General features: G+C 66.3%; 26 protein-coding genes. 15 read left to right on the forward strand and 11 right to left on the reverse strand.

Features of this window, described 5'->3' with window-relative positions:
* The 7 genes from J7E80_RS14430 to J7E80_RS14455 all read right to left on the reverse strand — a co-directional run.
* The coding region (locus J7E80_RS14430) for a transporter substrate-binding domain-containing protein (protein WP_215052693.1) at nt 1–517 on the reverse strand (517 nt) is incomplete at its 3' end.
* A gap of 47 nt (nt 518–564) precedes the next feature.
* On the reverse strand, nt 565–1,386 hold the full coding sequence (locus tag J7E80_RS23870; RefSeq protein WP_251036900.1) for an FAD-binding oxidoreductase: 822 nt from the start codon (nt 1,384–1,386) through the stop codon (nt 565–567).
* Nucleotides 1,344–1,970: an FAD-binding oxidoreductase gene (locus J7E80_RS23875; protein ID WP_251036901.1), complete on the reverse strand. Its 627-nt coding sequence runs from the start codon at nt 1,968–1,970 to the stop codon at nt 1,344–1,346. Before J7E80_RS23875 ends, J7E80_RS23870 begins: the two co-directional genes overlap by 43 nt.
* 35 nt (nt 1,971–2,005) lie before the next feature.
* The gene (locus tag J7E80_RS14440; protein WP_215052695.1) at nt 2,006–2,740 is read right to left on the reverse strand and encodes an SDR family NAD(P)-dependent oxidoreductase; all 735 of its coding nucleotides are present in this window, start codon (nt 2,738–2,740) and stop codon (nt 2,006–2,008) included.
* A gap of 85 nt (nt 2,741–2,825) precedes the next feature.
* Nucleotides 2,826–3,932: an alanine racemase gene (locus tag J7E80_RS14445; RefSeq protein ID WP_215052696.1), complete on the reverse strand. Its 1,107-nt coding sequence runs from the start codon at nt 3,930–3,932 to the stop codon at nt 2,826–2,828.
* 135 nt (nt 3,933–4,067) lie between these two features.
* A complete protein-coding gene (locus J7E80_RS14450) occupies nt 4,068–4,553 on the reverse strand; it encodes a RidA family protein (RefSeq protein ID WP_215052698.1) in 486 nt (161 codons plus the stop codon).
* 42 nt (nt 4,554–4,595) lie between these two features.
* Nucleotides 4,596–5,288: a haloacid dehalogenase type II gene (locus J7E80_RS14455; RefSeq protein ID WP_215052700.1), complete on the reverse strand. Its 693-nt coding sequence runs from the start codon at nt 5,286–5,288 to the stop codon at nt 4,596–4,598.
* Nucleotides 5,289–6,259: 971 nt separating this feature from the next.
* Between J7E80_RS14455 and J7E80_RS14460 the strand changes: the two genes are divergently transcribed.
* The 4 genes from J7E80_RS14460 to J7E80_RS14475 all read left to right on the forward strand — a co-directional run bounded on the left by J7E80_RS14460 (nt 6,260) and on the right by J7E80_RS14475 (nt 9,637).
* Entirely contained in the window at nt 6,260–7,723 is a 1,464-nt protein-coding gene (locus tag J7E80_RS14460) for a YdiU family protein (protein ID WP_215052702.1), read from the forward strand.
* 136 nt (nt 7,724–7,859) lie between these two features.
* The gene (locus tag J7E80_RS14465) at nt 7,860–8,165 is read left to right on the forward strand and encodes a hypothetical protein (protein ID WP_251036902.1); all 306 of its coding nucleotides are present in this window, start codon (nt 7,860–7,862) and stop codon (nt 8,163–8,165) included.
* A gap of 44 nt (nt 8,166–8,209) precedes the next feature.
* Nucleotides 8,210–9,340, forward strand: coding sequence for a sialidase family protein (locus J7E80_RS14470; protein ID WP_215052704.1), 1,131 nt, complete (start codon nt 8,210–8,212; stop codon nt 9,338–9,340).
* A 9-nt stretch (nt 9,341–9,349) separates the two neighbouring features.
* Nucleotides 9,350–9,637 (forward strand): MoaD/ThiS family protein, encoded by a 288-nt coding sequence (locus J7E80_RS14475; RefSeq protein WP_215052706.1) that lies wholly within the window; start codon nt 9,350–9,352, stop codon nt 9,635–9,637.
* Nucleotides 9,638–9,642: 5 nt separating this feature from the next.
* Here J7E80_RS14475 and J7E80_RS14480 read toward each other — a convergent pair whose 3' ends face one another.
* Nucleotides 9,643–9,879, reverse strand: a complete 237-nt coding sequence (locus J7E80_RS14480; RefSeq protein ID WP_215052708.1) for a hypothetical protein — start codon at nt 9,877–9,879, stop codon at nt 9,643–9,645.
* A 228-nt stretch (nt 9,880–10,107) separates the two neighbouring features.
* On the opposite strand from J7E80_RS14480, the gene J7E80_RS14485 reads away from it, so the two are divergent.
* The gene (locus tag J7E80_RS14485) at nt 10,108–11,841 is read left to right on the forward strand and encodes an alpha-glucosidase (RefSeq protein WP_215052710.1); all 1,734 of its coding nucleotides are present in this window, start codon (nt 10,108–10,110) and stop codon (nt 11,839–11,841) included.
* A gap of 53 nt (nt 11,842–11,894) precedes the next feature.
* Here the strand turns inward: J7E80_RS14485 and J7E80_RS14490 are convergent, their stop codons facing one another.
* On the reverse strand, nt 11,895–13,589 hold the full coding sequence (locus J7E80_RS14490; protein ID WP_215052712.1) for an alpha-amylase family protein: 1,695 nt from the start codon (nt 13,587–13,589) through the stop codon (nt 11,895–11,897).
* A complete protein-coding gene (locus J7E80_RS14495) occupies nt 13,586–14,557 on the reverse strand; it encodes a TIGR03885 family FMN-dependent LLM class oxidoreductase (protein ID WP_215052714.1) in 972 nt (323 codons plus the stop codon). Before J7E80_RS14495 ends, J7E80_RS14490 begins: the two co-directional genes overlap by 4 nt.
* Nucleotides 14,558–14,713: 156 nt before the next feature.
* Between J7E80_RS14495 and J7E80_RS14500 the strand changes: the two genes are divergently transcribed.
* Nucleotides 14,714–15,781, forward strand: coding sequence for an ATP-dependent DNA ligase (locus J7E80_RS14500; RefSeq protein ID WP_215052716.1), 1,068 nt, complete (start codon nt 14,714–14,716; stop codon nt 15,779–15,781).
* A gap of 72 nt (nt 15,782–15,853) precedes the next feature.
* Here J7E80_RS14500 and J7E80_RS14505 read toward each other — a convergent pair whose 3' ends face one another.
* The gene (locus J7E80_RS14505) at nt 15,854–17,173 is read right to left on the reverse strand and encodes an MFS transporter (RefSeq protein ID WP_215052718.1); all 1,320 of its coding nucleotides are present in this window, start codon (nt 17,171–17,173) and stop codon (nt 15,854–15,856) included.
* A gap of 386 nt (nt 17,174–17,559) precedes the next feature.
* On the opposite strand from J7E80_RS14505, the gene J7E80_RS14510 reads away from it, so the two are divergent.
* The 9 genes from J7E80_RS14510 (at nt 17,560) to J7E80_RS14550 (ending at nt 26,729) form a co-directional block, all read left to right on the forward strand.
* A complete protein-coding gene (locus tag J7E80_RS14510; protein ID WP_215052865.1) occupies nt 17,560–18,300 on the forward strand; it encodes an IclR family transcriptional regulator in 741 nt (246 codons plus the stop codon).
* 151 nt (nt 18,301–18,451) lie between these two features.
* Complete coding sequence (locus J7E80_RS14515; protein ID WP_215052720.1) at nt 18,452–19,333, forward strand: shikimate dehydrogenase; 882 nt, start codon at nt 18,452–18,454, stop codon at nt 19,331–19,333.
* Nucleotides 19,333–21,258 carry a bifunctional sugar phosphate isomerase/epimerase/4-hydroxyphenylpyruvate dioxygenase family protein gene (locus tag J7E80_RS14520; protein WP_215052722.1) on the forward strand — a complete coding sequence of 642 codons (1,926 nt, stop codon included), beginning with the start codon at nt 19,333–19,335 and terminating at the stop codon, nt 21,256–21,258. The genes J7E80_RS14515 and J7E80_RS14520 overlap by 1 nt, the downstream gene beginning before the upstream one ends.
* Nucleotides 21,259–21,270: 12 nt before the next feature.
* Nucleotides 21,271–22,176, forward strand: a complete 906-nt coding sequence (gene pcaH, locus J7E80_RS14525) for a protocatechuate 3,4-dioxygenase subunit beta (protein WP_215052724.1) — start codon at nt 21,271–21,273, stop codon at nt 22,174–22,176.
* Entirely contained in the window at nt 22,169–22,750 is a 582-nt protein-coding gene (gene pcaG, locus J7E80_RS14530; protein ID WP_215052726.1) for a protocatechuate 3,4-dioxygenase subunit alpha, read from the forward strand. Before pcaH ends, pcaG begins: the two co-directional genes overlap by 8 nt.
* Nucleotides 22,747–24,231 (forward strand): lyase family protein, encoded by a 1,485-nt coding sequence (locus J7E80_RS14535; RefSeq protein ID WP_215052728.1) that lies wholly within the window; start codon nt 22,747–22,749, stop codon nt 24,229–24,231. The genes pcaG and J7E80_RS14535 overlap by 4 nt, the downstream gene beginning before the upstream one ends.
* Nucleotides 24,224–25,027 (forward strand): alpha/beta fold hydrolase, encoded by an 804-nt coding sequence (locus J7E80_RS14540; RefSeq protein ID WP_215052730.1) that lies wholly within the window; start codon nt 24,224–24,226, stop codon nt 25,025–25,027. The genes J7E80_RS14535 and J7E80_RS14540 overlap by 8 nt, the downstream gene beginning before the upstream one ends.
* Nucleotides 25,024–25,521: a 4-carboxymuconolactone decarboxylase gene (gene pcaC, locus J7E80_RS14545; protein ID WP_215052732.1), complete on the forward strand. Its 498-nt coding sequence runs from the start codon at nt 25,024–25,026 to the stop codon at nt 25,519–25,521. Before J7E80_RS14540 ends, pcaC begins: the two co-directional genes overlap by 4 nt.
* Entirely contained in the window at nt 25,518–26,729 is a 1,212-nt protein-coding gene (locus J7E80_RS14550) for a thiolase family protein (RefSeq protein WP_215052733.1), read from the forward strand. Before pcaC ends, J7E80_RS14550 begins: the two co-directional genes overlap by 4 nt.
* Nucleotides 26,730–26,731 lie beyond the last annotated feature (2 nt).

Genomic DNA, 26,731 nt, shown 5'->3' on the forward strand with positions numbered 1-26,731 from the left:
CGCAGAGCGTGTCGTTGGTCAGGTTGAGCGGGTTGCCCTTGGCTACCGCCACGGCCGAGCCGCCCTTGAGGTAGTTGATCATGTCCAGGACCTTGAGCCGCTCTTCCGTGGCGGACATCGTGGTGGCGGTGAAGTCGTAGCGGCCGCCGTCGATGCCGGGGATGATTGTGTCGAATGCCGTGTTCTCGAATTTCAGCTTCAGTCCAAGCTTTTTGGCGACCAGGCGGGCGAGGTCCGGGTTCACGCCGATCGGGGTTTTGTTGTCCTCGGCGAGGAACGTCATCGGCGGGGAGCTCAGGTCCATCGCCACGGTCAGTTCGCCCTTGGCCTTGTAGGACTCGGGCAGCAGCGCCACCGCGGCGGCATCCGGCTGGACACCCTCTGAGATGTCACGGGTGTTCTGCGTCTTCGGGATGTCCGTCCCCTGAGTGCCCGTTGCAGCGCCGCCACAGGCAGTCAGGGCCAGCAGGACAGCAAGCCCCGCAGCGGCAGTCTGGACTTTATTGATGGTCTTCATGGTGCTTCCCTTCAAGGGGGTTCAGGTGCAAGTTTTTGGTTGACGGACTATTCGTGAAGTCCGGCGAGGCGGCTGCCGAATTTGGCCAGGAGCGAGGTCTTGGTGGAGTCCCTGCGTTCCTCCCACTGATCGGCAATGCCGAAGAGCCGGTACATGCTGTGGACACCGAGCCAGCGGATGGGTTCCGGTTCCCACTTCCGTGCGCGGTACCCGACCCAGGGAAGTGTCGTGCGTTCTGTCTTTTGTTCGAAGGCGAGTTCCACGAGGGTCCTGCCGCCAACGTAGGCTGCCGTGACGCCGTGTCCGGCGTAGCCGGTGGAAGATCCGGTCCCGGACGCGTGGTCCCAGTTCACGCCGCCGTTCCAGTCACGGGTAACGCCCAGGACTCCGGACCAGGCGTGGTCCACTTCGAACGGGATACCGGGGAAGAAGGAGCGAAGCTTTGCGGAGATCAGGTCAACAGTGGACTGGGCTGTTGAACCGGTGCCTCCTGTGCCGGAGCCGTAGCGGTAGGGCCTTCCCCGGCCGCCAATGGCGATGCGGCCGTCCGCTGTCCGCTGCGAATAGATGAAAGTGTGTGCGGAGTCGCTGAGGCACTGGAGCCCGCTCCAGCCGATCTGCTGCCATGCCTCTTCCGAGAGCGGCTTGGACACGATCATCGAGGAATTGATCGGGATCAGGGTCCTGCTGCCAAGCAGCTGTCCGGAATACCCCTCGGTGCAGACGAACGTTTTAGCCGCGGAGACGCGTCCGTTGTCCAGAGTGAGGGTCTTGCCGTCGATGCTGCCTACCCGGCTGCCTTCGTAGATGCTCACCCCCATGGAGGTCAGGGTGTCGGCGAGGCCGTAGACGAGTTTCGCCGGGTGCATCCGGGCGCAGTGCTTGTAGAAGAGCCCCCATGGACGGTGGAGATGTTGATCTGGCTCTGGAACTCGTTTCGATCGAGCAAATGGACATCGTCTTCGGTCAGCCCGTACTTCCAGTCGGCGTCACGCCTGGCTACCAGCCGGCCCAGCCCCGCTTTGGTGTGGGCAGCGACGAGGGCGCCGCCCTTGTTCTGATCCGCGTTAATGCCCTCGGCCTGAAGGATGTCCAGGACGGAATCGACGCCGGCGACAAACTCCTGCTGCAATGCCCGGCTCGCGTCCAGCCCTCCCCCGGATGCGCGGGCGAAGGTGGCCCGGTTTCCTGGGGGCATTGCTGAGAGCCAGCCACCGTTTCGTCCGGAGGCGCCGTAGCCGATCTGTTCTGCTTCAAAAACCGCGACCTTGAGTGAGGGTTCGAGTTTCTTGGCGAAGTACGCGGCCCATAGGCCGGTGTAGCCGCCACCGATAATTGCCAGGTCTACAGTGTCCTGACCGGTGAAGCGGGGGTAGGCGGGCCTGGTGGCCGCGAGTCCGGCCATCCAGAAGCCGAGCTCTCCGTTTCGGGGTGTTGCCGCAAGGGCTGTCATGGTTGTCCTTCGTTGTCTGTGAAGCGTTGAGGTGTTCAGGCGGCGGTGTATCCGCCGTCGACGGGCAGGACCGCTCCGGTGATGTAGGACGATTCCGAGGACGCCATGAAAAGGATGGCGTCGGCGATCTCTTCAGGGGTGGCCAGTCGCTGGAGCGGGATCTGGCCCTCGCGCTGGGCGCGGTAGGCCTCGGGGTCTTCCCTGCGCTGGAACGACGCTTCAATGACCGGGGTGACGGTCAACCCTGGTGCGACGACGTTGACCCGGATGTTGCGTGACGCCCATTCGATCGCCGCGCCCTTCGCGAGCATGATCAGGCCTCCTTTGGCCGCGGAGTACAGGACTTCATCGGGCTTGCCGACCATGCCGAGCCGCGAGCTGACGAGGACGAACGAGCCACCCGTAGCGGGCATCAGCGGCGCGAAGTGCTTCATCACCAGGAACGAGCTGAGCAGGTTGCTGTGGAGCACGTTCTTCGCGTCCTCGTAGGCCATCTCCGTGAGAGGGCCGCTGACCTGCAGGCCGTGGTTGAGGACGACGACGTCCACGGTGCCGAAGGACTCTGCGGCTTGTTGGGCGAGGCTTTCGACGAACGCCTCGTCGTTAAGGTCTCCCGGGAGGTACAGGTCGTCGGGCTGGGCGCTATCGATGTGCTTCCTGCGGCCGGTGAGCAGCAGCCGGGCGCCCTCGCGGCGGAAACGGGAACATATTGCCTCCCCGATTCCGCTGTTGGCGCCGGTGACCAGGGCGGTGGTCTTGTCAAGTCTCATGTCAGTCACTCCATCGTGAAGTAGGTTGCTTGGGTTGCAGGCTGGGGGGACGGACTTCCCGTCCCCGGCGTCAGTTAGGGGTCGGTCAGTTGAGGAAGCCGCGGGCATCGACCGGCCACCGTTCCAGCGTCGTGCCCGTGCTGTCGGTGACGATGTACTCCTCGAAATTCACCACCACCGGGCAGACGTGGTTGGGCACCACCGGAAGCACGGTCCCGACGCCCGGGCGGAAGTCTCCGTCGGGCAGGGGGAGGAATCCGTGATACTCGTTGAGCTTGGACAGGACGGCCGCGGTGCCGGCAATGGCGCCGTAGCCGATCTCGGGGCTGCCTTCGCGGCCGAGGGCTTTGGTGCCGACATCGAGGATGACCTGGCCGGAAACCCAGTCGCTGACCACTGTGCCGGCGACGAACAGCGCGATCTGATCCTCGGTGCAGGCGCCGAGCCTGGTGTTGTTCAGGTCGTTGAACACGTATTCGCCGGGCCTGATCTCCGTGATCACGCTGCTTGTGGCAAACTCGACGGTGGGTGTGGAGCCGGCGCTCACCACTTCGGCGGTGATCCCGGCTCCGCTGAGGCTGCGGACCGCTGTGATGAGTGCGGCATCCTGGTCTTCGGCTGCACCCTTGCGTGCGTCTGGACCGGCGCTGCCATGGCCCGGATAGGTGAAGACACCCACTGGCACCAGGCCGCGCTTTCGGGCGGCGAGAGCGAGGGCGCCTGCGTCCTCGGGAGCAGCCCCGGAACGACGGGCGCCGCAATCGACCTCAATCACGACCTCCAGCCGCTCGGCGTCGTCTCCCATCGCGTCGGCAAGGGCATTGATTGCCGCGACGTTGTCGGCGCCGACCCGCAGCCGGGTCGTTTCGGCCAGTTTGCGGATCCGAGGGCCTTTTGTTCCAGCGGGCCAGATCGGGTAGGCGATGAAGATGTCGTCGAACCCGGCAGCGGCGAAGACCTCGGCCTCACCCACGTTGCCTGCGGTAATTCCGACTGCTCCCGCCTTGACCTGGCGTCGTCCGATTTCGACGCATTTGTGTGTTTTGACGTGTGGCCTGACGTCGAGGCCGTGCTGGGCGGCGAAGGCCTGCATGCGGTCGATGTTCTCCTGCATCACGTCGGCGAGCACTATGGGTGCGGGGGTGTCAATTCGCTCGACGAGAGCGTCCAGTGCTCGTTGCAGCCGGTTCACGCTGTACTCCTCATGATTCTGTGTATTTGATTGAGGACAGCGGTGCTGACTTCCTCGAATGCTGACTGTTCGGGACCCGCATCAGCGGGTCCCGAACACCACCGCCTTCGAACAGCACCGCCGTCGTACCCGGCCTTAAACGGCCGTGCAGACCATCTGGATCTCTACAGGAGTGTTGAGCGGCAGCCCGGCGACGCCGATCGCGGTGCGGGCGTGCCGCCCGTTTTCACCCAGGACCTCGATGAGCAATTCACTTGCCGCGTTGGCGACCTGGGACTGCAGACCGAAGTCCGGCGGGCTGGCCACGAAGACCAGCATCTGCACAATCTGGACCCGGTCCAGGTCTCCCACTGCCTGCACAGCGGCGGCAAGGCAGTTCAGCGCGGCATGGCGGGCGAGCTCCTTCGCGGCCTCCAGCTCCACGTCCCGGCCGACAACACCCTGACCCAGCAGCACACCGTCCTTGAAGGGCAACTGGCCCGAGATATGGATGCTCTCGCCCACTGCCCGGTGGTGGACGAAGTAGGCGTTGCCGTCGAGGTAGGGCAGCTCCAGTCCGAGGTTTCGGAGCCTATCTGAAGCCGTGTCGCCCTGAACGGTCTGAGGTAGCGGAAGGCTCACGGCGCCACCGCATTGCTGTGAATCACGGTCTCGGTTCTCCGCTTAGGAGGCAGGACGCAGCAGTCCGAAGAGGACGGGGAGGTCGGCGATGTCGGTGATCCGCTCGTAGCCGAGCCAGTGTTCGTCGTGCTCGAAGCCGCGGTCCATGTACACCTTGTTCTTGATGCCCATGGTGTCCGCGGAGCGCAGGTCGTACATCGGGCTCGCGGAGCCGTGCACGATCTCGTCGGGTGTTACACCAAGCTTGTCGAACATGTACTCAAACGCTCCAAGCCGCGGCTTGTACATGCCCATCTGCTCGGCGCTGATGATGACCTCGAACGGGGCCTGGAGGTTCTCCGCAAGGCGAACAGCATGGGCGGTGTCGCTGTTCGTGATGATGACTAGCGGGACTTCCTCAGCCAGGCGGTTCAGTGCCTCAGTGACACCCGGGTACGGGCCAAAAGAGGGGATTTTCTCGTAGACTGCCCGTGCGTCGGCTGCACGGAACTCCAGGCCGACCCTGCGCGAGGCGCGTTCCATGGAGTCGGCAACGATCTGGTGGAACGGCTTGTACTCGCCAGTGCACTCGTCGATGCGGTACGCCTTGCAGGCCCGCAGATAAGCATCGGCGATCTCGGCCGGGAGCCGGTCACCCAGGACCTCACTGATCGCATCGTTGATGGCGAACCTGATCAGCGTCCCGTTCATGTCGAACGTAGCGAACTTCGGCTTAGTTTCGAATTCGAATGCCATTTTATCCTCCAATTAGGTTCTATCGTCGATTGTCGACGAGATTGGATCGTCGATTGTCGACGACGCGTAGCTACGACGATACGCGGCAAGCTTGTCCATTGTCAACGATTTTTCGGGACTGAGGGGCGCTGCTGTCGGCGAGCAAGGATCTTCGAAAGATTTACAGCATCCAGCTCTATCGTAGATTGTTGACAATTGCTATGCTGGTTGCGTGATGTATTAGCCGATTCGACCGGCCACACGCCGGCGCTTCTTGTAAGGAACCATGATGAAGAAACGACGCCCCGCCGCCCCTGCTTCTACGTTCGATGAAACGCGCACCGGTCACCACTGCCCGAAAGCCGGATGGTGGTCAGTCGCTGGCCATCCAAGCGAGGTGAGGTTCGTTACCAAGGGCGAGGTGATGCCTGCTTGGAGCGGAGCACCGGCGCACTGGATCCTGAGGGAGACGGAGGGCGGCCAACATCTTCAAGCAGGGCAGTCGCAATTCGTTGGGCTCCGCTAGCAAGGCGCCCCACAGTCAGATCGAAAAGCAGCAGATTTTGAACGGAGATCTTCACTGCTGCGCGAAGCTGGTGTCCGGGCGGCTTGATGGCATGTGACGTACTGAGCAGCGGCACGCCAGTGCTCGCCGTGTCCGTCGATACATGTCGGCCCAAGGCGGCCCAGCGGCTGAGGAACGTCCACCCCTGACGAACGGAGCGCACCAAGATAGCTCTGTACCGCGGAAGAGTTTTCCAGCCAAGGCTTTCGGACGGTGTGACCTATACGCACAACACTTTCGGACGCATTTCCACCTGTCAGTTCTTGCTCGTCCCCGGCCATCCCAGAAGGCTACTTGGTTCGAGCTGGATGCCAAGGGCCGCGCCGCCACAAGGTACGGGCTGTGCTTGACGATCATCGCCCTTAACCGCATCGCGATCAGCGGCTCCTACACCGCCGCCCCCAGGGGTCGCAGGTATTCTGGAAAGATGAAAACCCCAGCACAGCAAACCGTCACGTTTGGCGGTCGCTTCGCCCGGGAGTTTAGGGAGATGGCCATTCCGTGGCGGGCGGAGGAGGCCCCCGACCCGCAGCTGCTCATGCTTAACGAGCCGCTGGCCATCGAGCTGGGCCTCGACCCAGCCTTCCTGCGGAGTTCCGAGGGTTTGCTTCTGCTGATCGGCAGCCAGGTCCCCAGCGACGCCACCCCGGTGGCGCAGGCCTACGCCGGCCACCAGTTCGGCTGGTACGCCCCCCGCCTCGGCGATGGCCGCGCACTCCTGCTGGGCGAGATTGCGCACGCGGACGGCCGGCTCCGCGACGTTCACCTCAAAGGCTCGGGGCGCACGCCGTTCGCCCGCGGCGGCGACGGCTGGGCCGTGGTCGGCCCGATGCTGCGCGAGTACCTCGTAAGCGAGGCGATGCACGCGCTGGGCATCCCCACCACACGATCCCTAGCAGTCGTGGCAACGGGGCGCCCGGTGCAACGTGAAACCGTGCTCCCCGGCGCCGTCCTCACCCGTATCGCGAGCAGCCACGTCCGTGTTGGCAGCTTCCAGTACGCACGGGCTACGGGGGACATCGGCCTCGTTCGCCGGCTTGCCGAGTACGCCATCACCCGTCACTACCCCGCCGCCGGTGAGACCGAGAACCCCTATTTCGCCCTGTTCCAGTCAGTGCTGGCAGCCCAGGCGTCACTGGTCGCCCAGTGGATGCTGGTGGGATTCGTCCACGGCGTCATGAACACCGACAACATGACCATTTCGGGCGAGACCATCGACTACGGCCCGTGTGCCTTCATGGAGGCATTCGACCCCGCTGCGGTCTACAGTTCGATCGACGAGGGCGGACGCTACGCATACGGCAACCAGCCGGTCGTGGCGGAGTGGAACCTTGCCCGGCTGGCCGAGTCCCTCCTGCCCTTCCTCCATGACGACCAGGAGAAGGCAGTCGAACTCGCGGTGGAATCGCTCGGCGAGTTCCGCCGGCAGTACAGTGCCGCCTGGTCGGAGGGGATGCTTGCCAAGCTCGGCCTGCAGGACGGCCTCGACGGCGACGTGACGTCGCCTCTCCTGGACGATCTGGTCGCCGTCCTTTGGACGGGGCGTGTCGACTACACATCGTTCTTCCGGAGCCTCGGCAAGGCCGCCCGCGGCCAGGCTGAACCTGTGCGGGGCCTGTTCCCCGATCCGGCGGCCTTCGATGCCTGGGCCGAGCGTTGGCGCGCGCTGAGCCCGGACGCGGACGCGATGGACAGGGTCAATCCTGTCTACATTCCCCGCAACCACCTCGTGGAGGAGGCCCTGGCCGCTGCGACCGGGGGCGACCTTGATCCGCTCCACCGGCTTCTCGTCGCAGTGACAAATCCGTATGACGAGCGTCCCGGTCTGGAACGCTACGCGGCCGGCGCCCCGGAGGACTTCGGCACCTACCGGACGTTCTGCGGCACCTGAGACTTCGCCCCCTGCCCGCGGCCGCCACACCCTGGTCAGTTTGCTCACATCGGCTCGTGGCGCACGGCCAGTGCAGCTGCGCGCGTCGCATACTTGAACGAGTGAGCCGTTTGTGGGGAAGCGTAGAGGAGCAGGCATGGGGATGCTTATGAGGGTCGTGCGGAATGAGTATTTTCCCGCGGCCGCAGTATTGGCGCTTGTGGTGCTGTTTTGGACCGCCGGACTGTTTGGCGGACTGTCACTGCTGAGCCGCAGTCAGCCGCCCCTGGCTGCGCTGCTCTGGCTGCTGTTCGTCTACGCCGTTGCTGTCCTGTCCCCGCTCGCCGGGCTGCTGGCCGCCGTCGATCTGGCCCGGCGCTGGTGGCGCAACCGCCGTCGCGGCAAGCTGCGCGCGGCCGCCAGGGCACGAGCGGCCTCCAAGGCTGACGAACCGGCTCACTGATGCCGGCGCCAAAACCATTGCGGCCCTCGGGCCGGAGTGGTTGCATGGGGTTCATGGCTACCCCAGAGACATACCTCTTAGCGATCGGGACCAAAAAAGGACTCTGGCTGGCGACCAGCCGAGACCGACAACAATGGTCCTTCTCCGGCCCGCACTTCCTGATGAGCGAGATCCCCAGCATCGGAATCGACACTCGGGACGGCCGCACCCGGATCATGGTGGGGGTGCGCTCCGAACACTGGGGGCCTACCGTCGCGCACTCGGATGATCTCGGTGCCACCTGGACCGAACCGGAACAGGGCGCCATCAAGTTTCCCGAAGGCACCGAGGCCGCCGTGGAACGCATCTGGCAGATACACCCCGACGCCGACTCGCGGCCTGGCGTTGTCTGGGCCGGTGCGGAGCCGATCTCCGTCTGGAAATCCACGGACGGCGGCGAGCACTTCGAGCTGAACCGCGGCCTGTGGGACCACCCGCACCGCAGCGAATGGGGCGCCGGCTACGGCGGCGCCGCCGCCCACTCCATCGTCGTCAACCCGTCCGGGGACAACGTGCACGTGGCCATGAGCACCGGCGGCGTCTACCGCTCGCTCGACGGCGGGACGTCCTGGGAACCGCGGAACAGGGGAATTTCGGCCTACTTCATGCCCGATCCCAACCCCGAGTTCGGCCAGTGCGTCCACAAGATTGCCGCGGATGCCGCCGTCGAAGGCCGGCTCTACGCGCAAAATCACCACGGCGTGTACCGCAGTGATGACAACGGCGAGAGCTGGCAGTCGATCGCCGAGGGCCTGCCGGCCGATTTCGGGTTCGTGATGCTGACCCACCCGCGGCGGGCGGGCACGGCGTGGGTGGTTCCGCTAAAGGCCGACGGCGAACGGATTCCGCCGGAGGGCAAACTCGCCGTGCACCGCACTGACGACGCCGGCGGGACCTGGAAACGGCTGGACGCAGGCCTGCCGCAATCCGAATACAACGCGGTGCTCCGTGACGCGGCCTCGGTGGATTCTGCGGAACCCGCCGGGGTGTACTTCGGAACGCGCGGCGGCGCTGTGTACGCCAGTGCTGACGAGGGCGAAACCTTTGCGGAGGTGGCGTCGCACCTACCGGACGTCCTGTGTGTCCGCGCTGCCGTGGTGGCTGACGGCCGCGTTGCGGCGCCGGTCTCCGCATGAGGAACCGTGGTGGCTGAGATCAGCGTGGTGCTTCCCAGTGTCCTGCAGCCGCTCGCCGGCGGGCAGTCCTTGCTGACTGCGCCCGCCGACGGGACGGTGACTGTGGGCTGGTTGCTGGATGCCGTGACCGGGGATTATCCGGTGCTTGCCAGGAGGCTGCGGGACGAAACCGGTGCCCTCCGCCGCTACGTGAATATTTACGTGAACGGTGACGAGGTCCGGCGACTCCGGGGCCTGGAGACGGAAGTGGCTGCCGGCCAGGAGGTGCTGATCATTCAGTCCGTGGCCGGAGGCTAACTGGTTCAGGCGACGCGCCAAACGCTGCACTCATCGGTATTGATGGCTTTGCGCATCCCGGTGTGATGATCCATGATCCACACGACGCCGATCCCGGGCGCTGTCTCCTGGACGCTGCCACGGCGGATGATGACGTCGTCGTAACTGGGCCCCACCGACAGGCGGGCTTCGATCTCGTCCCCGCGGTCGAGCTGGTCCAGGGCGCGGACGCGTGTTATGTGGGTTTTGGCTTCCTTCAACATGGCATGGCCTCCCGGGCTGGATCTGTGCCGGCCATTGCCGGCACTTCCAGTGTGGCGGGGGATTGTTGCGCCTTGGTTTCCTGCCGGTTAGCGCCCGGTTAGTTTCACGCGCCGGCCCGGTTTCGAGCCGCAAACGGGGCATCCAAAGCCATTGACCCGGGAATCTTCTCCAACCAGACTTTCAGTGGGCTTGCAGTCCGTCACGCCGCCGACCGGGAGGAACCAGCAATGACGATCCAGGAAACCGAGGCGGAAGCAGCCTTCCGCGCAGGCCGGGAGTGGTTCAAGAGCGCTGTGGTCTACCAGATCTATCCGCGCAGCTTCGCCGATTCCAACGGCGACGGCGTGGGCGATCTCCGCGGGATCATCGGCAGGCTCGACTACCTGCAGAAGCTCGGAGTCGACGTCGTCTGGCTTTCCCCGGTCTACCGCTCGCCGCAAGATGACAACGGCTACGACATCAGCGACTACCGGGACATCGATCCCGTGTTCGGCGACCTGGAGACCCTGGATGAACTGCTCGCGGGACTGCATGACCGCGGCATGAAGCTCGTGATGGACCTCGTGGTCAACCACACCTCGGATGAACACCCCTGGTTCCTGGAGTCCCGCTCGAGCAAGGACAACCCGAAGCGCGACTGGTACTGGTGGCGGACGCCGCGGTCCGGGGCTGAGCCTGGATCAGCCTGGGCGGAACCCAACAACTGGGGTTCAGCGTTTTCCGGCCCCGCGTGGGAGTACGATGCCGCCACGGGGGAGTGCTACCTCCACCTGTTCTCGAAAAAGCAGCCCGATCTGAACTGGGAAAACCCGGACGTGCGGGCCGCCATCTACGACATGATGAACTGGTGGCTGGACCGCGGCGTGGACGGCTTCCGGATGGACGTCATCAATTTCATCTCCAAGGAGCCGTCGCTGCCGGACGGGCCAAAGGCTGAAGGCATGCTGTACGGCGACGGCAGCCCGCATTACATCTGCGGCCCGCGCATCCACGAGTTCCTGCAGGAGATGCACCAGGAAGTCTTCGCCGGGCGGGACAAGGACCTGCTCACCGTGGGCGAGATGCCCGGGGTGACGGTTGAGGACGCCGTGCTGTTCACCGATCCGGGACGCCAGGAACTGGACATGGTGTTCCAGTTCGAGCATGTGGCCCTGGACCAGGAGGGCGGCAATAAGTGGCGGCCTAAGAAGCTCCTGCTTACCGACCTGAAACAGTCGCTGGGCCGCTGGCAGGAAGGACTCGCCGAACGCGGCTGGAACAGCCTGTACTGGGGCAACCATGACCAGGCCCGTGCCGTATCCCGCTTCGGCGACGACGGCGAATACCGCGAGCTGTCCGCCAAAATGCTGGCCGCCGTGCTCCACCTCCACCGGGGCACCCCGTACGTGTACCAGGGCGAAGAGCTCGGCATGACCAACATGGCCTTCGGCGCCATCAGCGACTACCGCGACATCGAAGTGCTGAACCACCACCGGGAGGCAACCACGCACCTGGGCCACACGGACGCCGAGGTCCTCGCCGCGCTGGCGCCGCTCAACCGGGACAACGCACGAACCCCGGTCCAGTGGGACGCCAGCCGGAATGCGGGCTTCACCACCGGAGCGCCCTGGATTGCGGTCAACCCGAACGCCAACACCATTAACGCCGCCGCGCAGGTGGATGATCCGGACTCGGTCTTCAGCTTCTACCGCAACGTCATCGCCCTCCGCCACGCCGACCCCGTGGTGGCCTACGGTGACTTCACCATGCTGCTGCCCGACGACGAGCACGTCTACGCGTTCCGGCGCTCACTTCCGGACGCGGAGATGCTGGTCCTCGGCAACTTCTCCGGCACGTCGCAACGCTGCGACCTGGGCGACGATGCCTGGAACGGTGCAGAGCGGGTGCTCGGAAACTACCCGGCCGAGCCCGGCCTCGAACTCCGTCCCTGGGAAGTGAAGGTGTTCCGCCGGACCATGTGATGGGCGGCGCTGTTCACGTCATGCTGTTCGCCGTGCTGGTCAGTGGGCCCTGATCACGGGGCCAGCCTGTCGCCCGGGCGGTGGACCCGGAACCAACCGTAGCCGTAGCGGCCCAGCTCAACGGTGAAACCGCCGTCGGGCTCCAGCTCCTGGTTCTCGCCGTCGAGCAGGTCCAGCAGGACGGCGCCCTTGAAGGCCCGGGGCGGCCCGTCCGGCGAACCAATGGTCCCGCTGACTTTCACGGTGTCCTCGCTGAAGTTGTGCAGCAGCACCAGGGTTGCCCCGGCCGTGCTGCAGCTGTGGGCGAAGACCGCCGGCTCGGGCTGGTCGATGACGGCGAATTCGCCCCAGCCCAGCTCCGGCGATTCCCGGTAGCGCTGGATGAGGGTCGCCACGAAGTTCCAGAGCGAGGCAGGATCGCGCTTGGCATCCGCCGCGTTGACCTTCTCTGGCCCGAACTCGCCGCGCACCACCGGGACCACGAGATCGGCTGGAGCGGCATCCGAAAAGCCGCCGTTCTTGTCACCGTTCCACTGCATCGGGGTCCGCACCGACGCCCTGCCCTTCTGCCGCAGGTCTTCACCCATGCCGATTTCCTCCCCGTAAAACAGCACGGGTGTCCCCGGCAGCGAGAACATCAGCGAGTACGCCATCCGGATCCTGTCGGCGTCACCGCCGAGCATGGGCGGCAGGCGGCGGCGCAGGCCCCGGCCGTAGAGCTGCATGCTCTTTTTCGGGCCAAACGCCGCAAAGACTTCCTGGCGTTCGCCGTCGGTGAGCTTGTCCAGCGTGAGTTCATCGTGGTTCCGGACGAACATGGCCCACTGGTTGTCCGAGTGGAGCTGCGGGCGGCTCTTGAGCGTCTCGGCCAGCGGCCGGGCATCCTGCCTGGCGAGCGACAGGTAGAGGTGCTGCATGGACATGAAATCGAACTGCATGTTCAGCTCGTTGCCCTCGGCTCCGCCAAAGTACTCCAGCTGCTCCTTGTACGGGAGGTTCACGTCGCCCAGCAGGATCGCACTGCCCTTGCGCCGGTTCAGGAAGCTGCGCAGGGCACTCAGATAGTTGTGCGGATCGAGGTTCGCCGCTTCATCCTTGGGCTGGCCCCGGGTCTCGAGGAAGAACGGCACGGCGTCGAGCCGGAAGCCGTTCAGCCCGAGCTCGAGCCACAGCCCCATGGCTTTGGCGATCTGGTTCCGGACCTTGGGGTTGGAGACATTCAGGTCCGGCTGGTGCTCGGCGAACATGTGCAGGTACCACTCGCCGGTCGCCTCGTCCTGGGTCCAGATTGATTCCTGCTCGCCCGGGAACACCACCTCGGAGGAGGTGTCAGGCGGCGTGTCTTTCCGCCAGACGTAGAAGTCGCGGAAGGGGTTGTCCACTGATTTCCGCGCCTCGACGAACCAGGGGTGCTGGTCCGAGGTGTGGTTGACCACGAAGTCCGCGATCACGCGCATTCCGCGGTCCTTGGCGGTGCGGACGAACTCCACCAGGTCGCCCATCGTGCCGAGCCTTTTGTCCACGCTGAAGAAATCGGTCACGTCGTAGCCGTCGTCCCGGTCCGGGGAGGGATAGAACGGCATCAGCCAGATGCAGCTCACCCCCAGCGCCGCGAGGTAGTCCACGCGCTGGGTGAGCCCGGCGAAATCGCCGGTGCCGTCGCCGTCGTCGTCGAAAAACGTCTCGACATCGAGGCAGTAGATGACAGCATCCTTCCACCACAGGTCTGACGTCTCGGCAATTTTCATGCTGTGCGGACCTCCCGAAGTTGCGGCAGCACCTTCGAACCGAAGGCGTCGATGAAGGGGGCCTGGTCCTGCCCCACGAAGTGCAGGTACAGCTCGTCGAAGCCCAGCTCGAGGTACCCGCCAAGCCACTCCACGTGCTGGTCAAGGCTGGCGGAAACGTTCACTGACTTCCGCACCTGGTCTTCGCCCACGCCCGAGCTCACGCCGTCGAAATGGGCCGCGCTGGGCAGGTCCCACGGCACCGGCGGGGCAAACACGTTGGACCGCCACTGATCCATGGCTATGGCCGTGGCCTCGTCCTCCTGCCCGGCCCAGGACAGGTGGATCTGGAGGACCGCTTTGCCGCGTCCGCCGTTGTCGCGGTAGGCGGCGAGCATCTCCTGGAGCTTGCCGGGAGGCTGGTTTACAGTGACCAGCCCGTCCGCCCACGCCGCCGACCGCCTCGCCGTCTCCGTGCTGATCGCCGGGGCAATGAGGAGCGGCTTGGTCTCCGGAACGTCCCAGATCCGTGCCTGCTCCACCGTGACAAGCCCGTGGTGCGTGACCTCCCCGCCCGCGTGCAGTCGGCGGATGACGTCCACGCACTCCTCCAGCCGGTGCTGGCGCGTCTCCTTCTGCGGCCACGGACCGCCGGTGATGTGTTCGTTCATGTTCTCCCCGCTGCCCAAGGCCATCCAGAACCGGTCCGGGAACATGGACGCCAGCGTGGCCGAGGCGTGCGCGATGATGGCGGGATGGTACCGCTGGCCCGGGGCGGTGACCACGCCGAACCGCAGGTTGGTGGTGGCCAGCGCGGCGCCGAGCCAGGACCACGCGAAGCCGGAGTGGCCCTGCCGGGCGGACCACGGTTCGATGTGGTCCGAGCACATCGCGGCGTCGAAGCCGGCCTCCTCGGCGCGCTGGACATCTTTCAGGAGCTGCCCGGGGCTGATCTGTTCATGCGATGCGTGAAATCCGATGGCTGCCATCGTTAAGGTCTACCGGGCGGCCGGTCCGTGTGTCGAGGGCACGGGTCTGTCGAGGGCGCCGTGCGTCGAGCGGGCCTCGAACTCACACTGGAAATCAACTGAGCCAACGCGCGATAGGGGTGGCGCCGGGGCTGGCCCCGGGCAAGAATGGGGCCTATGCAGCTGCCGGTCATGCCCCCTGTCTCCCCGATGCTTGCCAAGTCCGTCACCGCGATCCCGGACGGCGCCCTGAGCTACGAGCCGAAGTGGGATGGCTTCCGCTCCATCATTTTCCGCGACGGCGACGAGGTGGAGATCGGCAGCCGCAACGAAAAGCCGATGACCCGTTACTTCCCTGAGCTGGTGGAGGCACTCAAGGCCAACCTGCCCCCGCGGTGCGTGCTTGACGGTGAAATCGTGCTGGTTGCCGAGTCGGGGGACCGGCTCGACTTCGACGCCCTGCAGCAGCGGATCCACCCGGCCGCGAGCAGGGTCAAGCTCCTGGCCAAACAGACGCCGGTGAAGTTTGTGGCATTCGACCTGCTGGCCCTGGGTGACGAGGACTTCAGCCGCCGGCCGTTCGCGGAGCGGCGCGCCGCCCTGGAACAGGTTTTCGCCAACGCCGGTCCGCCCCTCCACCTGACCGCCGCCACCCAGGACCGTGAGGTCGCCGGCCAATGGTTCCATCAGTTTGAAGGCGCCGGCCTTGACGGGATCATCGCCAAGCCCCTCGACGGCGTGTACCAGCCGGACAAGCGCACCATGTTCAAGGTCAAGCATGAACGGACCGCCGACTGTGTCCTGGCTGGCTACCGGTTGCACAAAAGCGGACCGAACGCGATCGGTTCGCTGCTGCTCGGCCTCTACAAGCCTGACGGCGAGCTGGCCAGCGTGGGCGTCGTGGGCGCCTTTCCCATGCAGCGGCGCCGGGAGCTCTTCGAGGAACTGCAGCCGCTGGTCACGGACTTTGACAGCCATCCGTGGGCCTGGGCCAAACAGGAGGAAGGGACGCGCACGCCACGCAACGCGGAGGGCAGCCGCTGGAGCGCCGGCAAGGACCTGTCCTTCACGCCGCTGCGCCCCGAACGGGTGCTGGAAGTGAAGTACGACCACATGGAGGGCGAGCGGTTCCGCCACACCACGCAGTTTGTGCGCTGGCGCCCGGACCGCGATCCGGAGTCATGCACCTATGAGCAGCTCGAGGAGCCGGTGAAGTTCGACCTCGCCGACGTGCTCGCCACGTAAGCGCTGGTGCTTAACGACGCCGGCGACCCGCCCCGAAAGGGGAGGGCCGCCGTCGTTCGGAGCTGCTTGAGACTACTTCAGGCCGAGCTGCTGGGTCGGAACCTTGAAGGTTTCCTTGGCGGTCAGGGCCGAGACGGCCGCAACGGTGCAGATTACAGCGGTGAAAATGCTGATCTGGACCCAGCCGCCGGGCTTGATGCCGCCCATGGCCGCCACGATCGCCGGGGCGAAGCCTGCCATGAGGAAGCCCAGCTGGGTGCCGATGGCGAGGCCGGAGAAGCGGACCTTCGTGCTGAACATCTCTGCATAAAAGGAAGGCCAGACGGCGTTCGAGGCGGCGTAGCCGCAGGAGAAGAAGCCGATCGCGGCCAGGAACATCAGCGGGACGCTGCCGGATTCGAGGCTGAGCAGGAAAACCGGCGTCAGGACAGCGCTGGAGAGTGCGCCGTAGATGAAGACGGGCTTGCGGCCGATCTTGTCGGCAAGCCGGCCGAACAGCGGCTGGGTGCCCAGGGCCACGAGGTTCGCTCCCACCACCAGCCATAGGGTGGTAGTGCCGTCCGCGCCGGCGACGGTCTTGGCGTAGCTGATCGCGAGGGTGCCGAACACCGTGGAAACAGCGGCGATGAAAGCGCAGCAGACAACGCGGAGGACATCGCGCCAGTGGCTCTTGAGCAGGTCTGCAACGGGCAGCTTGGAAATCTGGGCGGTCTTCTGGGCTTCCTCGAATGCCGGCGGCTCGTGCAGGGTGCGGCGGATGAAGAAGGCAACAACCACAACGACGGCGCTGAGCCAGAACGGGATGCGCCAGCCGATGCCGTACTTGATCTCGTCAGGCAGGGCCAGGACGGGAATGAAGACCAGGGCCGCCAGGATCTGGCCGCCCTGGGTTCCGGTGAGGGTCCAGGAGGTAAAGAAGGAGCGGCGGTTGTCCGGCGCGTGCTCCAGTGTCATTGAGGAGGCGCCGGCCTGCTCGCCCGCAGCAGAAAGGCCCTGGCAGAGGCGCGCCAGCACCAGCAGGGCCGGAGCCCACCAGCCGACGGTGTCGAAGTCCGGCAGGCAGCCGATCAGGAAGGTGGAGGCACCCATGAGCAACAGGGTGAACATGAGGACCTTCCGGCGGCCCACCCGGTCACCGAAGTGCCCCAGGATGACGGCGCCCACGGGACGCGCGATATAGGCAAAGCCGAAGGTCGCGAAGGACATGATGGCTGCGTTGGCGTCAGCGCTGGGAAAGAAGACCGTGGGGAAGATCAGTGCTGCGGCGGAGCCGAAAATGAAAAAGTCGTAGTACTCGACGGCGCTGCCGAGGAAGCTGGCAAGGGCTGCCTTCTTCGGGGTCCCGGCCGGGGCAACAGCCACCGGCGTAGCGGACAAAGGTGTCTGGCTCATGGTGTTCCTTCAGTGTGACGACATTGTCGCGGATGTATCAGGAGGGTCGCAGCCACCGTCCTTGATGGGGAAGGGGCGGCTGGAGGTCCTTGGGAAGACCCGGACGAAGTAGCCACATGATGGGAGCTACTTGCGCGATATAGCAACTATGGCTGTGAGGCCAGTCACTTGTCAAGAAATTTATTCACCATCTAGAAATAGCTCTCACATTGTGGCAACATCGAGTCATGAGTGTGAAAGAAGCCACAGGCAGCGACGCCAACGTTCAGGCCCCCGAAGCAGCAGCCGCCGCCGAAGAAAGGGCCGCCGCCGACGAAACATCGGGCGCGACGCCGGCCGCAAAGGCCAAGGCTGCCAAGGCAGCCAAGGACGATTCCCGCACGGACATGGTGGGCAAGGCCCTGGGCCTGCTGGTCCTGCTGGGGGATGAGCCGCGCGGCGCGAGCGCCTCCGAGCTCTCCCGCCGCGCCGACCTTCCCTTCAGCACCACGTACCGGCTCCTGGGCTCCCTGACCCGCGACGGCTTCGTGGACTATGAGCCGGACGGGCGCCGCTACCATCTGGGCCTGCGCATCTTCCAGCTGGGCCAGCGTGTGTCCAACCACCACGGCTTCGCCGGCACTGCACTCCCCATCCTGCGCCGGGTCACGGAACAGACGGGCGAAGCGACCATCCTTTCTGTCCGGGACGGCCATCATCACCTCACGGTGAACAAGGTGGATGGCCCCCAGACCTTCCGCGTCACCAGCGATCCCGGCCATCTGGGCGCGCTTCACACCACCGCCGTCGGCAAGGCATTGGTGGCCTTCGCCGAGGACGCGGAGCGTGAACGGCTCCTGGCCGAGCTGCCCCTGGAACCGCTGACGAACGTTTCCATCACCGACCGCGACGTGTTCCGGGCCGAAATCGACAAGGTCCGGCGCCAGGGCTACGCCGTGATGGATGAGGAAAACGAGCTCGGCATGCGCGCCGTCGCCGTACCCGTGTTCAACTCCCAGGGCGTGGCCTTCGCGTCGCTGGCTACCGCCGTTCCGGTATTCCGGCTCAGCATGAAGGCTCTTGTGGGGCTTGTTCCGCTCCTGCAGGAGGCGGCGGCAGAGCTGGCCGCCAGGCTGCCTCAGCGCTGATGCCCGTCCGCACGCTCCGCGAATTTGTTCGTATCTAGAACAAGAGTGCATTATATGAACTTTTCTTGTACTGTAATCCCTAACACCAGGCCAGCGGCGGTGCTTCAGTCGCTCTCGCCGGCCGTGTGCCGTAGTCAAAGGAGCCGCACGCATGAGCAATCGAACTGAGTCCTACCTGGTGGGACTGGTCGGCGATGGCGTGATGCCGTCGCTCTCCCCCCACATGCATGAACGCGAAGGCGACCTCCAGGGGCTGCGCTACCTGTACCGCCCGATCGACCTCCACGAGCTGGGCCTTCCCGCCACGACCGTCGGTGACCTGCTGCAGAGCGCGCACCGGATGGGCTTCAACGGGCTCAACATCACCCACCCGTGCAAGCAGCTGGTCCTTGAGTACCTGGATGAGATTGCCCCCGATGCGGAAAAACTTGGCGCCGTGAACACCGTGGTCATCCAGGATGGCCGCTTCATCGGCCACAACACCGACTTCTCCGGCTTTGCCGCCGCCCTCGCTTCCGGCCTCCCGGACGCGACGCTGGACCGTGTGGTCCAGCTCGGAGCAGGCGGTGCCGGTTCCGCCGTCGCCTACGCCCTGCTCACCGCCGGCGTGCAGACGCTGGACCTCGTGGACACGGACCCGGCGCGGAGCGCCGAACGCGCGGCCGAACTGGCAGGCTTCTTTCCGGACCGGACCATTATTGGAGGGACGACGGCGGAGCTGCCGCAGCTCATGCCCTTGGCCGACGGTCTGGTGCACTGCACGCCAGTGGGCATGGCCGCCCACCCCGGCACCCCGCTGGACGTGGCCCTCGTGGAACCGCGCCACTGGGTGGCGGACATCGTCTACCGGCCCATCGAAACCGAACTGGTCCGCGAGGCCCGCGCCAAGGGCTGCGCCGTTCTCGACGGCGGCCGCATGGCCGTCGGCCAGGCCGCCGACGCCTTCCGGATCTTCACCGGCCTGGACACGGACGCCGAGCGCATGCGCGCCCATTTCCTGGAGCTCATCGCCGCGGAAGAGGTGTCCGTCTGATGCGCACCGGCATCGCCACAGTATGCCTCTCCGGCACGCTCAAGGAAAAGATGCAGGCCTGCGCCATTGCCGGCTTCGACGGCATCGAAATCTTCGAGCAGGACCTGGTCACCTCCCCCCTGAGCCCGGAGGAGGTCCGCCAGATGGCCGCCGACCTCGGCCTCACCCTGGACCTCTACCAGCCGTTCCGCGACTTCGACAGCGTTCCCGAGGACCTGCTCGCCGCGAACCTGCGCCGCGCCGACGCCAAGTTCCGGCTCATGTCGCGGCTGGGCATGGACACCATCCTGGTCTGCTCCAACGTTGCCACCGCCACAATCGACGACGACGGACTCCGCGCCCAACAGCTGGCAGCCCTCGCGGAGCTGGCCGGCGACCACGGCGTCAAGGTGGCCTACGAGGCGCTCGCCTGGGGCAGGTACGTCAACGACTACGAACACGCGCACCGGCTTGTGGAGATGGTGGACCATCCCAGCCTCGGCACCTGCCTGGACTCCTTCCACATCCTGTCCCGCGACTGGGACACCGCGCCCATCGAGGACATCAACCCGGAGAAGATCTTCTTCGTGCAGGTGGCCGACGCACCCAAGCTCTCCATGGACGTGCTGTCCTGGAGCCGCCACTACCGGGTGTTCCCGGGCGAAGGGCAGTTCGAGCTGGCCAAATTCATGGGCCACGTGGTCCGCGCCGGCTACACCGGGCCGGTCTCGCTGGAGGTCTTCAACGACGTCTTCCGCCAGTCCGACGTCGAACGCACTGCCGTGGACGCCATGCGGTCGCTGATCTGGCTGGAGGAACAGAGCGCCAAGTGGCTGGACGCCAACGCTGCTGCTGCTTCGAACGGCGCCGGAACCGCCACCGGTGCGGCGGGCGCCAAAGCTGCCGGCCGCCGTCGTTATCCCATGGAACTGGCCACGCTCCCGCAGGTGGCCGAACCGGCAGGCTTCAACTTCGCCGAGGTTAAGGCCGCGGACACTGCCGCCCTCGAAACCGTCCTGCGGCAGCTCGGCTTCGAGTTCAACGGCCGGCACCGCACCAAGGACGTGCAGCTGTGGTCCATGGGCCACGCCCGGGTGATCATCAACGAACTGGCCCCCGACGCGGCTTCGGCTGCCCCCGCCATCGCCGCCCTGGGGTTCGACGTCGACTCGCCGGTGATTGCCTCGGCCCGCGCCCAGCAGCTCAAGGCGCCCGCGGTTCCCCGGAAGAGCCAGGCCAACGAGGAAGTGTTCCAGGGCTTCTCCGCCCCGGACTCCACCGAGATCTTCCTCTGCCAGGGCAACCCTGACGGCACGGCTGCCTGGACCCGCGAATTCGGTGAGGGGCTTGAGGTCCCGTCGGGTGCGCGGAACGCCGTGATCGACCACGTGAACCTGGCGCAGCCGTGGCAGCACTTCGATGAGGCTGTCCTCTTCTATACGAGCGCCCTGGCCTTGGAACCTCAGCCGTACGCGGAGGTGGCAAGCCCCACCGGGCTGGTCCGCTCCCAGGTCATGCAGACCGAGGACCGGGCCGTGCGGCTGGTCCTGAACCTGGCACCGCTCATCCAGCAGGACGGTGCCCGGCACAAGACCTACCAGGAGCACATCGCGTTCGCCGTGGATGACCTGGTAGCCACGGCCCGCGCCGCCCGCGACCGAGGGCTGGAATTCCTGCAGATCCCGGCCAACTACTACGAGGACCTGGACGCCCGCTTTGGGCTGGAGCCCGCGTTCCTCGCCACGCTCCAGGAACTGAACCTGCTCTACGACCGTGACGCCGAGGGCGAGTTCCTCCACTTCTACACCGCCACGGTGGGCAGTGTGTTCTTCGAAATGGTGGAACGCCGCGGCGGCTATGACGGCTACGGGGCGCCGAATGCACCGGTCCGCCACGCCGTCCAGTACGACCATCTGCACCAACTGACCAACACCATTACCTATTGAAAGGAGGCTGCTGTGCCTGAAGACGTGAATCTCGCGACATACAACGCCGATGCGCTCACCGAGGACCTGACTGACGCAGTACCCGCTGCGTCCCAGACCCCGCCGCAGACCGGCTCGGCAGCGGCGCCGCGCGCCGAGACCCAGCAGGACCTTAACGCTGAGATCAAGGCGCTCGGCGAGGCCTACGCCGAGGCACTGAAGGGCGGCGCGAAGAAGGAAACCCAGCCGCGCCTCGACTTCGCGCCCTACCGCAGCAGCATCCTCCGCCACCCCACCAAGAGCCTGCACCACGCGGACCCGGAAACCATCGAACTGTACTCCCCGGCGTTCGGGCACCAGGATGTGCACGCGCTTGAATCGGACCTCACCATCCAGCACAACGGGGAACCCCAGGGCGAACGCATCATCGTGGCGGGCCGCGTGCTGGACGGCGACGGGCGCCCGGTCGCGGGCCAGCTGGTGGAGATCTGGCAGGCCAACTCCTCCGGCCGCTACATCCACAAGCGCGACCAGCACCCGGCGCCGCTGGACCCCAACTTCACCGGCGTGGGCCGCTGCATCACCGGCCCGGACGGCTCCTACCGGTTCACCACCATCAAGCCCGGCGCCTACCCGTGGAAGAACCACCTCAACGCCTGGCGCCCGGCACACATCCACTTCTCGCTGTTCGGCTCGGAGTTCACCCAGCGGATCGTCACCCAGATGTACTTCCCGGGCGACCAGCTGTTCCCCCTGGATCCGATCTACCAGTCGATCGTGGACCAGGACGCCCGTGACCGCCTCGTGGCCAGCTACGACCACGACCTCACCGAGCCCGAATGGGCCCTGGGCTACAACTGGGACATCGTCCTGACAGGCTCCAAGCGGACCTGGACCGAAAACGAAGCCCTTGGGGCGGAAGGTGACGATCATGAGTAAACTCACCGCGACACCCGGCCAGACCGTCGGCCCCTTCTACGGCTACGCGCTGCCCTACGAGAAGGACCGCGAACTGCTGGCTCCCGGTTCGCCGGGGTCCATCCGCGTCCAGGGAACCGTGTACGACGGCGCCGGGCACCCGGTCCCCGACGCCATCCTCGAGATCTGGCAGCCGGATTCCGACGGCAACATTGTCCGCCGGACCGGCTCGCTGGTCCGGGACGGCTACACGTTCACCGGCTTCGGCCGCAGCGCAGTCGGCAACACCGGCGTGTACACCTTCACCACGGTCAACCCCGGTCCCACCGAGCCCGGCGCCGCTGCATTTATCTCGGTCGCCGTCTTCGCCCGCGGCCTGATGAACCGGCTCTTCACCCGCCTTTACCTCCCGGAGAATGAGGAAGCACTGGCGAAGGATCCGCTGCTGTCGTCGCTGGACCCCGAGCGCCGGAAGACGCTGATCGCCCGGCGCGATCCCGACGGCGGACTCACCTGGGACATCCGTCTCCAGGGCGAGGGCGAAACAGTGTTCCTCGACTTCGAGGGGACCAGGGCAGGGAGCGCCGCACAGTGACCACGTCCCAGCCGGCCGGTACCGAGGGCGATGTCGGCCTGCTCAGTCCTGTGTCGGCGTCGCCACTGGTGGCTGCGCTGACAGGCGACCGGGCCGTCCTGGCGGCGATCCTCGCCGTCGAGGCCGGCTGGGCCGCGGTGCTGGAGAACCACGACCTCGCACCTGCAGGCTCGGCCGCCATGGTGGCACACGCCGCCGACGCGTCCCGGTACGATCTTGCCGATATATCCAGGCGGGCGCAGGGCGGCGGCAATCCGGTCATCCCGCTGCTGGCCGACCTCCGCGCGCAGGTCAGGGCCCTGGACACGGGCAACCCTGGTGCAGCCGGTGTTGGTGCACTGCTTGCGGTGCACACCTCGTTGACCAGCCAGGACGTTCTGGACACGGCCCTCATGTTGCTGGCCCGGAACACCGTTTCGGCACTGCTCGCGGACGTGAAAGGCACGACGGCGGCGCTCGCCCGCCTGGCCGAAGAGCATGCGGACACGCTCTGCGTGGGCAGGAGCCTGACGCAGCATTCGCTGCCCTTCACGTTCGGGCTCAGGGCCGCGCAGTGGTTCCACGGACTGGCCGCCGCCGCACGCCGGCTCGAGGCTCTCGAGCTGCCGGTGCAGGCCGGGGGCGCGGCGGGAACGCTGGCTGCGGGCACCGTCCTGACCTCGGGCTCGGCCACCAATCCGTTCCGCCTCGCGGACGCGCTGGCCGCCCAGCTGGGTCTCGCCCGGGCGCCGGCGCCATGGCATACGAACCGGCTCGCCGTCACATCGCTGGGGGATTCCCTGGCCGCCGTGGTGGACGCGCTGGGCAAGATCGCCGCGGACGTCCTGTTCCTGAGCCGTCCCGAGGTGGCCGAACTGGCCGAACCCCGGGCGCCGGGCCGCGGGGTCTCCTCGGCGATGCCGCAGAAGCAGAACCCGGTGCTGTCCGTGCTGGTCCGCAGCGCCGCCCTCCAGGCGCCCGGCCTTGCCGCGCAGCTGCACCTTGCCGCCGCCACCTTCAACGATGAACGCCCCGACGGCGCCTGGCACACCGAGTGGCCGGCCCTGCGCCAGCTGCTCGCCCTGGCATTGGGAGCCGCCGGGCACCTGCGGGAACTGGCGGACGGGCTGCAGGTCTTTCCGGAGGGCATGCGCCGCAACCTGGAGCTGTCCGGACCGTTGCTGCTGAGTGAGGGCGTGTCCGCTGCGGTCGCCCCCGTGCTGGGCGACGACGGCAAGCAACAGCTCCAGGCGGTAGTTGACCGGACCCTGGCGGCACCCGCCGGCGAACAGGGCGCCACCTACCGCCGGCTGCTCCGTGAGGCGGTTCCGCTGGACCAACTCTCCGCCGAAAGGCTGGATGAACTGCTCGATCCCACGAGCTACCTCGGCCAGGCCGCCGAGATCTCGCGCCGGATTCTTGCCGCCTTCCCCGACTACGCGCTGACGCCAACCGCGCTGACCCCAACCGCAACAGACCGAAACGGAGACCCCCGTGGCTAGACCAACAGTGAAGGCAGTGCTGCTTTCGCCCCCGCGCGGCCTGGGCGACAAACCGCTCCTGGTCGTGGGACCCTCGCTCGGCACCTCCTCGGTGCTCTGGGCCCGGACCGCCGCCCTGCTGGGCAACGAGTTCGACGTCGTCGCCTGGGACCTCCCGGGACACGGCGTCTCGCCCGCCGCGGCAGAGACGTTCAGCGTAGCCGAACTGGCGGACGCCGTCGTCGGGCTTGTCGACTCAATCGCCCCCGGCGAACGGTTCCACTACGCCGGCGTGTCCCTCGGCGGAGCCACCGGCCTGCAGCTGGGCATCAAGCACGCCGACCGGCTCAAGAGCCTGACCGTGCAGTGCTCCGGCGCGAAGCTCGGCACGCCGGAAGGCTGGCACGAGCGCGCCGAAACCGTCCGCACGCAGGGAACACCGGTGATGATCCAGGGCTCGGCCGAGCGCTGGTTTGGCCCCGGCTTCATGGACCGCGAACCGGAGCTCAGCAGCCGCCTGCTGCACGCCCTGCGTGACGCAGACCGCTTCAGCTATGCCTTCTGCTGCGAGGCGCTGGCCGGCTTCGACGTCCGGGAACAGCTCGGCAGCATCACTGTCCCCACCCTCGCCGTGGCCGGCGCCGAGGACGGCGTGGCACCCCCGCCGTTGGCCGCGGCAATCGCGGACGGCATCACCGCGGGCGGCGGCATGGCATCAGCCGTCACCCTCGAAGGCGTGGCGCACCTGGCACCCGCCGAAGCGCCGGGGCCCGTCGCGGACCTGTTGCGCGACTTCATCGGAGGAATTGAAAAATGAGCACCCCCGTTTCCGCCGCCCCTGACCTGAGCGGGCCCGCGCGCAATGGTGTCGTCCAGCCGGATGCCACCAGCCAGGAAATCTACGACGGCGGCATGGCGGTCCGCCGTGAAGTGCTTGGCGACGAGCATGTGGACAAGGCCAACGCCAAGAAGGACTCCTTCACCGAGGACTTCCAGGACATGATCACCCGCATCGCCTGGGGCGGCATCTGGACCAGGCCGGGCCTCTCCCGGCAAATGCGCTCCGCGGTCACCATCACCGCCATGGTGGCGCACGGGCACTGGGAAGAACTGGCCATGCACATCCGCTCCGCCATCACCAACGGCCTGAGCAGGGACGAAATCAAGGAAATCCTGCTGCAGACCGCCATCTACTGCGGAGTTCCCTCCGCGAACACCGCCTTCAAAACTGCCCAGCAGGTCTTCCAGCAAATGGATAACGCTGCAACGGATAACGCTGCAACCGACACAGAAAATATAGAGGAAGTATGAACCAGGCTTTTGTGTACGACGCTGTCCGGACGCCCTTTGGGAAGTTCGGTTCCGGTCTTGCCGGGGTCCGCCCGGATGATCTTGCCGCCCACGTGATTCGCGAATCCGTGAAGCGTGCGCCGCGGCTCGACGTTGAGCGGATTGATGAGGTGGTGTTCGGCAACGCCAACGGCGCCGGGGAGGAGAACCGGAACGTGGCCCGGATGGGCACGCTGCTGGCCGGGCTTCCGGTCTCGATCCCCGGGACCACGGTCAACCGGCTCTGCGGGTCGTCCCTGGACGCTGCGATCATCGCGTCGCGGCAGATCAATGCCGGGGACGCGGAGCTGATGCTGGTGGGCGGCGCGGAATCCATGTCCCGGGCGCCGTGGGTGCTGCCGAAGACGGAGAAGCCGTACCCGGCCGGGGACATGACCCTGGCTTCCACCACGCTGGGCTGGCGGCTGGTGAACCGGGCGATGCCGGCGGAGTGGACCATTTCGCTGGGCGAGGCCACCGAGCGGCTGGCCGGGAAGTACGGCGTGACCCGCGAACAGCAGGATGAGTTCGCCGCGGATTCGCACAACCTCTCCGCCGCTGCTTGGGACGAGGGGTTCTATGACAGCCTGGTGGCGCCGGTGCCGGGCACGAACCTAGTCCGCGATGAGGGCATCCGTGCCGGGTCCTCCGCGGAGAAGCTTGCCGGGCTGAAGACCGTGTTCCGCACCGAGGACGGCACGGTCACGGCCGGGAACGCGTCGCCGCTGTCCGACGGCGCCTCCGCGGCCTGGATCGGCTCCGAATCCGCCGCCGGGCTGCTGGGGATGGAGCCTTTGGCCCGGATCGCCGGGCGTGGGGCGCACGCGAACGATCCCCAGTTCTTCGGCTACGCGCCGGTGGAGGCGGCCAACAAGGCCCTCGCGAAGGCGGGCATCGGCTGGGATCAGGTGGGCGCCGTCGAGCTTAACGAAGCGTTCGCCGCGCAGTCCTTGGCCTGCATTAACGCCTGGGGCATCGACCACTCGATCGTGAACCGGCACGGCGGGGCGATCGCGATGGGCCACCCGCTGGGCGCGTCGGGGACCCGGATCCTGGGCACCCTGGCCCGCAGCCTGCAGGCCTCCGGTCAGCGCTGGGGCGTCGCGGCGATCTGCATCGGCGTCGGCCAGGGCCTCGCCGTCGTGCTGGAAAACGTAACCTCTTCTGATTCCGCCAGCGGAAAGGCGTAAGC

The organism is Arthrobacter sp. ISL-28 (genome assembly GCF_018613875.1).
Classification (GTDB): domain Bacteria; phylum Actinomycetota; class Actinomycetes; order Actinomycetales; family Micrococcaceae; genus Arthrobacter.

Coding starts and splice junctions, on each gene's coding strand:
- J7E80_RS14505 (WP_215052718.1), bottom strand. CDS start 17,173: ATGAGCCAGACACCTTTGTCCGCTACGCCGGTGGCTGTTGCCCCGGCC.
- J7E80_RS14490 (WP_215052712.1), bottom strand. CDS start 13,589: ATGAAAATTGCCGAGACGTCAGACCTGTGGTGGAAGGATGCTGTCATC.
- J7E80_RS14515 (WP_215052720.1), top strand. CDS start 18,452: ATGAGCAATCGAACTGAGTCCTACCTGGTGGGACTGGTCGGCGATGGC.
- J7E80_RS14460 (WP_215052702.1), top strand. CDS start 6,260: ATGAAAACCCCAGCACAGCAAACCGTCACGTTTGGCGGTCGCTTCGCC.
- J7E80_RS14500 (WP_215052716.1), top strand. CDS start 14,714: ATGCAGCTGCCGGTCATGCCCCCTGTCTCCCCGATGCTTGCCAAGTCC.
- J7E80_RS14455 (WP_215052700.1), bottom strand. CDS start 5,288: ATGGCATTCGAATTCGAAACTAAGCCGAAGTTCGCTACGTTCGACATG.
- J7E80_RS14480 (WP_215052708.1), bottom strand. CDS start 9,879: ATGTTGAAGGAAGCCAAAACCCACATAACACGCGTCCGCGCCCTGGAC.
- J7E80_RS14495 (WP_215052714.1), bottom strand. CDS start 14,557: ATGGCAGCCATCGGATTTCACGCATCGCATGAACAGATCAGCCCCGGG.
- J7E80_RS14550 (WP_215052733.1), top strand. CDS start 25,518: ATGAACCAGGCTTTTGTGTACGACGCTGTCCGGACGCCCTTTGGGAAG.
- J7E80_RS14510 (WP_215052865.1), top strand. CDS start 17,560: ATGGTGGGCAAGGCCCTGGGCCTGCTGGTCCTGCTGGGGGATGAGCCG.
- J7E80_RS14470 (WP_215052704.1), top strand. CDS start 8,210: ATGGGGTTCATGGCTACCCCAGAGACATACCTCTTAGCGATCGGGACC.
- pcaC (WP_215052732.1), top strand. CDS start 25,024: ATGAGCACCCCCGTTTCCGCCGCCCCTGACCTGAGCGGGCCCGCGCGC.
- J7E80_RS14440 (WP_215052695.1), bottom strand. CDS start 2,740: ATGAGACTTGACAAGACCACCGCCCTGGTCACCGGCGCCAACAGCGGA.
- J7E80_RS23875 (WP_251036901.1), bottom strand. CDS start 1,970: ATGACAGCCCTTGCGGCAACACCCCGAAACGGAGAGCTCGGCTTCTGG.
- J7E80_RS14465 (WP_251036902.1), top strand. CDS start 7,860: ATGGGGATGCTTATGAGGGTCGTGCGGAATGAGTATTTTCCCGCGGCC.
- pcaG (WP_215052726.1), top strand. CDS start 22,169: ATGAGTAAACTCACCGCGACACCCGGCCAGACCGTCGGCCCCTTCTAC.
- J7E80_RS14485 (WP_215052710.1), top strand. CDS start 10,108: ATGACGATCCAGGAAACCGAGGCGGAAGCAGCCTTCCGCGCAGGCCGG.
- J7E80_RS14520 (WP_215052722.1), top strand. CDS start 19,333: ATGCGCACCGGCATCGCCACAGTATGCCTCTCCGGCACGCTCAAGGAA.
- J7E80_RS23870 (WP_251036900.1), bottom strand. CDS start 1,386: ATGCACCCGGCGAAACTCGTCTACGGCCTCGCCGACACCCTGACCTCC.